Source organism: Caulobacter sp. 17J65-9 (assembly GCF_010975005.1).
GTDB lineage: Bacteria > Pseudomonadota > Alphaproteobacteria > Caulobacterales > Caulobacteraceae > 17J80-11.
Genome location: NZ_JAAIVC010000200.1, coordinates 1 through 5,875, shown reverse-complemented (window position 1 = coordinate 5,875; position 5,875 = coordinate 1). Strand labels below are relative to the sequence as shown.

The 5,875-nt window shown below is 73.0% G+C and carries 5 protein-coding genes; 1 reads left to right on the top strand and 4 read right to left on the bottom strand.

All coding sequences use genetic code 11. From position 1 onward, the window contains the following. Positions 1 to 1,435 (top strand): HAMP domain-containing sensor histidine kinase (locus G3573_RS19390; RefSeq protein ID WP_163263325.1); only part of this gene is annotated, 1,435 nt, incomplete at its 5' end. A 10-nt stretch (positions 1,436 to 1,445) separates the two neighbouring features. Here G3573_RS19390 and G3573_RS19385 read toward each other — a convergent pair. The 4 genes from G3573_RS19385 to G3573_RS19370 all read right to left on the bottom strand — a co-directional run bounded on the left by G3573_RS19385 (position 1,446) and on the right by G3573_RS19370 (position 5,638). Further along, the gene (locus tag G3573_RS19385) at positions 1,446 to 1,736 is read right to left on the bottom strand and encodes a hypothetical protein (protein WP_163263324.1); all 291 of its coding nucleotides are present in this window, start codon (positions 1,734 to 1,736) and stop codon (positions 1,446 to 1,448) included. Between the two features lie 86 nt (positions 1,737 to 1,822). Then, on the bottom strand, positions 1,823 to 3,802 hold the full coding sequence (locus tag G3573_RS19380) for a hypothetical protein (protein ID WP_163263323.1): 1,980 nt from the start codon (positions 3,800 to 3,802) through the stop codon (positions 1,823 to 1,825). 75 nt (positions 3,803 to 3,877) lie between these two features. Continuing rightward, complete coding sequence (locus G3573_RS19375; RefSeq protein WP_163263322.1) at positions 3,878 to 4,213, bottom strand: DMT family protein; 336 nt, start codon at positions 4,211 to 4,213, stop codon at positions 3,878 to 3,880. A gap of 186 nt (positions 4,214 to 4,399) precedes the next feature. After that, positions 4,400 to 5,638, bottom strand: coding sequence for a DNA recombination protein RmuC (locus G3573_RS19370; protein ID WP_163263321.1), 1,239 nt, complete (start codon positions 5,636 to 5,638; stop codon positions 4,400 to 4,402). Positions 5,639 to 5,875: the final 237 nt, after the last annotated feature.

The window sequence follows — 5,875 nt, the reverse complement described above, 5'->3', positions numbered from 1 at the left end:
CGCCTGGGCCGTGTTCGGCTCGCTGGCCGCGGCCGCGACCGGCGGCCTGACCGGCCCGCTCGCGGTCTGGTGCCTGACGCCGCTGGCCGCCGCCGTCGCCCTGGACGGCCGGCGCATGGTCTCGGGCGCCGCCGCCCTGTCGCTGTTCGCCGTGGCCCTGGCCCTTTGGGTGTCGCTGACCGCCGGCGGCCCGCGCCCGACCCCGATCGTGGACCTGTGGCTGTCGATCCTGGCTTTCTCCACCACCGGCACGGCCCTGTCGGCCACCGTCATGCGCGCCTTCCGCCGCCGCGGCGTGCGCATCGACCGGGCCGAGATCGCGCTGGGGCGGCTGGAGGAGCTGGTCGCCGAGCAGCCGCACCTGATGATCACCATCGATCATGATGGCCGGATCAGCTCCGCCTTCGGCACCGCGCCGGCCGGCGTGCCGGTGGACGCCCTGTTCAGCCAGGGCCTGATCGCCGCCGCCCACCATCCCGACCGGCCGGCCCTGCACACCGCCCTGCTGCGCGCCGCCTCGGTCGGCGAGGGCGAGGTCGCCTTCACCCCGCGCGCGGCCCTGGACCGCGAAGTGACGCTTGGCCTGCGCCGGCTGAAGGACGGGCGGATGATCGGCACCCTGCGCGACTCCACCGTCCAGCAGGCCCGCGAGGCGGCGCTGGAGACGGCGCGAATGGAGGCCCAGAGCCTGAACGCCGGCAAGTCGCGCTTCCTGGCCAATATGAGCCACGAGCTGCGCACGCCGCTGAACTCGATCCTCGGCTTCTCCGACATCATGCGCCAGCGGATGTTCGGGCCGATGCCCGACCGCTACGCCGAGTACGCCCAGCTGATCCACGAGTCCGGCCGCCACCTGCTGGACCTGATCAACGACGTGCTGGACATGTCGAAGATCGAGGCCGAGCGCTACGAGCTGCACCTGGAGACCTTCGACGCCCGCGAGGCGGTGTCGGCGGCGCTGCGACTGGTGCGGGTGCAGGCCCACGAGGCGCAGATCGCGCTGCGCGGCGTGCTGCCGCCGCAGCCGCTGATGATCGAGGCCGACAAGCGGGCGGTGAAGCAGATCACGCTCAACCTGCTGTCCAACGCCCTGAAGTTCACCCCGGCCGGCGGTGCGGTCACGGTCAGCCTGCGCGGCGACCATGGCGCCATGGAGCTGCAGGTGGCCGACACGGGCGTGGGCCTGTCGCCCGACGACCTGCAGCGGGTCGGCCGCCCGTTCGAACAGGCCGGCCCGGCCGGCGCGCGCGGCATGGGCACGGGCCTGGGCCTGTCGCTGGTGCGCGCCTTCTCGCAGCTGCACGGCGGCGAGACGACCATCGAGAGCACGCTGGGCGAAGGCACGGCGGTGACCGTGCGCCTGCCGGTGGTGAAACTGGAAGCCGGCGGCGCCTCGACCGGCGCCAAGATCATCCCGCTGCACGCGCCGCGCTAGGCGGCGGACGTCACGCCCGGCCGCTCGCCACCACCGGACCTTCGGTGACCCGCGGCGGGTTGGGAATGAGCGTCGGCGCGTGCTCGGCCACCCACGCGCGGGCGATCTGGACCGACCTGTCCGCGCCCTCTTTGCTGTCGAAGACGCTCAGGGAGGCCATCACGCCGTCGCCGGCGTCGATCCAGTAATAGGCGATGAAGCCGGGGACATCTTCGAGGAGGGGAACGAAGCTCTCCGCGACCATACGACCGGCCTTCGCGTCGTCGGTGATCCCCTCGTAGCGCCGCACAGCCGCGTACATGAGCAAGCTCCTTCGCTGACAGGTGACAACCGCCGAGGTCGCGCGGTGGATGCCGCCTGATCGCGAATGCGCCCGTCGGGCCGCCCCTACCGTCCCAACGTGGCCGCCAGCAGCTTCGCTTCCGACACCCTGCGCGCGCTGGCGGGATCGGCGGCGGCGGCTTCGCGCCAGCGGGCCTGGGCCTCGTCACGCCGGCCGAGCCCCGCCAGGGCGTCGCCCCAGGCGAGGTGCAGGGCGCCCCAGCGCGGGGCCAGGGCCGCGGCCTTGCGATAGAGCGCGAGCGCCTTCTTCGCCTCCCCCTTGGCGACCAGGGCGTCGGCTTCGAACTTCAGCGGATCGGCCCAGCGCGGCCCCAGCTTCTGCGCCTTGCGATAAAGCGCGATCGCCCCGTCCTGGTCGCCGCGCGCGGCCTTGACCTGGCCCCAGGCGGAGAACGGGAACGGCAGGTTCGGGGCCTGGCGCACGGCCTCGGCCAGCCAGCGGTCGGCGCCGGCCTTGTCGCCGGCCAGGGCGGCGATCTGCCCCCGAACGGTGACGCACAGCAGGCAGTCGGCCGGGGTCCGGGCGATCAGCGCCTGGGCGCCCGCGAGGTCGCCGGCACGGGCCTTGGCGTAGGCCAGCCGCGGCCACAGCAGGGTCCGACGGAGCGGCTCGGAGCGGACGGTCAGACGCGTGGCGTAGATCGGATCGGCGGCCCCGAGCTGGACGACCGCACCGGCCCAGTCCCCAGCCTCCTCCATCGCGAACGTCCACGGCGTGAGCACCCTGTCCGCCGGCGCGACCCGCGCCGCCACGGCGGCGTCGTCGGTCAGGCCGGCCCTGGCGAGACGGCGGCGCGCGGCGGCCAGGTCGTGGTTGAAGATCAGCGCCTCAGCGACCACCGGCGTGTAGTCGAGGCCGGTGTTGTTCACCGGCACGTCGGCGGCCTTGGCGTAGAACTCGGCGGCGCGGCCGTAGTCGCCCCAAACGGCGGCGACGTCGGCCTCCGTTCCCGGCAAGTCGGCGGCGATCACCGCAGGGTTCATGTCTTTGGGCTTGCGCTTGAGCCCCGCCAGGGCGCGCGCGCTCAGCTCGGCCGCCGCCGCGTCGTGGCCCAGGGCGCTCTCCAGGCCGGCCAGGTTGCCGAGCAGGAAGTTGTGGTCCGGGTCGATTTCCAGACCGGCGCGCAGGAACACGGCGCCCTGCTCCGGCGGCAGGTCGTCCTGCACGCCCAGGCCGTTGTAGGCCCACACCCGTTCGACCGGCGACTCGTCGTTGGTCAGGCGCTTCAGGATCTCCACCGAGCGCGCTTCCAAGGCGGCGCGTTCAGGCCCCCGCGGCAGGGCGCGCGCGCGACGCCCCAGCCACATGGCGTAGCGGTAGGGCTGGGTCTGTTCGTAGACCCGCTCGGCGGCGGTCTGCAGCAGGGCGTCCAGGTCGCCTTCAGCGCCGACCGCAGGCTCGACCGCGGTCGCGCCGGTGCGCACCACCAGGCTCAGCCGGCCGTTCTCCTGGACCAGGCCGCCGGTCATGCGGCTCTCATGGCCGAGGCTGCGGCGCAGCTCGCGCCAGACGTCGCCGACCGAAACGCCGGAACCGGCGATATCCACCGACAGGTCCTCGCCCCAGTCGTGGCCGTAGCTGGCCGGGGCGCGGCCGGACTGGGTCTGGGCCTGCAGGGCGCTCAGCTTGTCGAGGAACAGCGAGGCGACCGCCGCGCCGTCCAGCCCCCGCTCGGCCATAGCCGGCGGCACCGAGAACGGCTCGACCACCAGGCCGTCGGCCTGGCGCGCCGCCCACAGCACGCCCAGCACGCCGACGAACACGACGACGACCAGGCCGGCGGCGGCGAAGTCGCGAGCCACGGCGATGCGCTCGCGCACGCGGGCGAGCCTCGCCTGCACCACCTGGGCGGAAAGCAAGCGGTGGTGCTCGATCAGCACGCGGCGGGCCGGACTGTCCGGCGAGGCGTCGCCCCGCTCCAGGTCCATGGCGATCTCGATCGGATCGGGCGTGGTCGGCGCTTCTTCGCGCACGCGTCGCGCGCGGCGCGGCTTCGCCGTCGGCAGTACAGTCGCGTCGTCCATGCTCCCCCCCGAGCGCCGGAACGGCGCCAACCTAGCGGCGCGCGCGGCGGGCGCAACCTCAGGGTGAGACCAGCGTCAGAACTTGTCCGCGAAGATGAAGCCGACCGCGCCGATCAGGCAGACGAAGGCCGCCGCGTGGTTCCACTTCAGCGGCTCGCCCATCACCCAGACTGCGAAACCGGCGAACACCACCAGGGTGATCACCTCCTGCATCACCTTCAGCTGGCCGACCGTGAAGCCCGCCTGGTAGCCGATCCGGTTGGCCGGCACGGCGAACCAGTACTCGACGAAGGCGATGCCCCAGCTGGCGATCACCACCAGCCACAGCGGCTTGTCGGTGAACTTCAGGTGGCCGTACCAGGCCAGGGTCATGAACAGGTTGGAGCAGACGAGCAGGAGGATGGTTTTCATCGCCGGGCAGCCAAAGCCGATTCCTTAGGGTTCGTCATCCCGGCCGGACGCGCGCGAATGCGCGCGGGAGAGCCGGGACCCAGCAGGCGCTACGCTTGTTGCAGCGCAGGTTTGCGGTGTCGGCGTCGAGCTTGCTGGGTCCCGGATCAGCGCTGCGCGCTGTCCGGGATGACGGTGGTGGGGGATCTACTCCGCCGCCGGGGCCGCGAGCTTGGCCAGCGGGCGCACCGCGGTCTCGACCGGGGCCAGCTCGGCGATGGCCTTGCCCTCGTGGTCGACCTGCAGCTCCTCGAAACGGCGGGCCTGGGTCAGGACCTGGCTCTCCAGCGAGCCGACGAAGGCGTTGTACTTGTCGACCGCGCCAGCCAGCGCCTTGCCCATCAGGGCGGCGTGACCGCCCATCACCGACAGGCGCTTGTAGAGCTCCTTGCCCAACTCGGCGACCCTGCCGGCGTTGGCGGCCTGCTCCTCCACCCGCCAGCCGTAGGCCACCGCCTTGCACAGGGCGAACAGGGTGGTCGGCGTGACGATCAGCACCCGCTTGTCCATGGCCTCGGCCATCAGGTCGGGCTGGCGGTCCAGGGCGGCGGCCAGGAAGCCGTCGCCGGGCACGAACATGGCCACGAAGTCGGGCGAGCCCTCCTCCTTGAACTGGTCCCAGTAGGCCTTGGCCGAGAGGCCCTGCATGTGGGTCTTCAGGCTCTGGGCGTGACGCACCAGGGACGCCTCGCGCGCGGCGTCGTCGACCGCGTCCTGGGCCTCCAGGAAGGCGTTCAGCGAGGCCTTGGCGTCGATCACGAACACCCCGCCGCCGGGCATCATCACCTTCACGTCGGGGCGGCGGCGGCCCTCCTCGGTGTCGACCGAGAACTGCTCCTGGAAGTCGAAGCGGCTGTTCAGGCCCGCGGCCTCCAGCACGTTGCGCAGGGTCTCCTCGCCCCATCGGCCCTGCACGCCCGCGCCGCGGCGCAGCGCGGCGGACAGCTTGCGCGCCTCGGCCTGGGTGGCGACGGAGGCTTCCATCAGCGAGGCGATCTGGGCCTTCAGGCCGCCGGTGTCCTCGGCGCGCGCCTTCTCGACCGCGGCCACCTGGGCCTCGAACTTGGCCAGGGTCTCGGCCACCGGCTTCAGCTGGGCCTCCATGCGCTCGCGCGCGACCCGGTCCTGGGCCTGGAAGGTCTCGGTGGCGCGCTGCACCAGCTTGGTCGCCACCGTCTCGGCCGAGGCGGCCGCCTGGGCGCGCAGCATTTCGGCCAACTGCTCGGGCTGGCTCTCGGCCGCGCGCAGCCGCTCCTCGGTGCGGGCCAGCTCGACCGACAGCTCCTGGGCTAGCGCCCGCTGGCGGCCCAGCGCCAGGAAGGACCAAACAAAGGCCCCGCCCGAGAGGGCGGTCGTGCCGGCGAGGACGTAGACGAGCGCGTTCATGCTCCGTTCCGTAGCTGGAGTCGCGGCCGCGGTGAAGCCGGCGCGACGCCGCGCGACCGCTTCAGCCCAGACGTTTCAGTTCAGCCGCGCCTTCACCGCCGCGCGATCGACCGCCGAGAGATCCAGCGGCAGGGCGGCGCGCCACTGGGCGCGCGCCTCGTCGGGGCGGCCGGCGCGCTTGAGGGCGTCGCCCCAGGCCAGCCGCAGCGCCCCCCAGTTCGGCGCGCGTTCGGCCGC

What these genes read in the sequence shown, in the direction of transcription:
- G3573_RS19385 (WP_163263324.1), bottom strand. Translation starts at nt 1,736, where the DNA reads ATGTACGCGGCTGTGCGGCGCTACGAGGGGATCACCGACGACGCGAAG.
- G3573_RS19375 (WP_163263322.1), bottom strand. Translation starts at nt 4,213, where the DNA reads ATGAAAACCATCCTCCTGCTCGTCTGCTCCAACCTGTTCATGACCCTG.
- G3573_RS19370 (WP_163263321.1), bottom strand. Translation starts at nt 5,638, where the DNA reads ATGAACGCGCTCGTCTACGTCCTCGCCGGCACGACCGCCCTCTCGGGC.
- G3573_RS19380 (WP_163263323.1), bottom strand. Translation starts at nt 3,802, where the DNA reads ATGGACGACGCGACTGTACTGCCGACGGCGAAGCCGCGCCGCGCGCGA.